Source organism: Phocaeicola sp. RTP21198st1_B8_RTP21198_201120 (genome assembly GCF_040929485.1).
In the GTDB taxonomy this organism is placed as follows: Bacteria; Bacteroidota; Bacteroidia; order Bacteroidales; family Bacteroidaceae; genus Phocaeicola; species Phocaeicola dorei.
In genome coordinates, this window is the sequence record NZ_JBCOCI010000291.1 from 1,213 (window position 1) to 1,593 (window position 381).

The following is a 381-nucleotide window of genomic DNA, read 5'->3' on the forward strand; positions in this document are numbered from 1 at the left end:
GTTATTCAGGCTGGCACGGAGGGCAAAGCTTAAATCCCAATTTTTATAAGTGAATTTGGAAGTCAGTCCCATCAATACGTCAGCGGCAGGTTTTTTATAGATATATTTGTCCGAAGCGTTGATGACACCATCTCCGTTACGGTCTACGAACATGTTTTCAATCGGTTTTCCATCCTTATCATACACTTGTTGGTAAACGAAGAATGAGTTCATCGGATAACCTACTTTCTGTACCTGGCAGGTTGCACCGCTAATACCAGTAGATACACCTCCGGTTTCTACATAGTAATTAGAATCATCTCCTCCGGTCAGTTTAGTGATTTCATTTTTGTTCCAAGTGATGTTATATCCCAAGTCCCAGACAAAATCTTTGGTTACAAT

At 40.4% G+C, this 381-nt stretch carries 1 pseudogene; it reads right to left on the reverse strand.

The window, feature by feature from the left end:
- Window positions 1–381, reverse strand: a pseudogene (locus AB5935_RS25550) (SusC/RagA family protein); the annotation flags it as partial.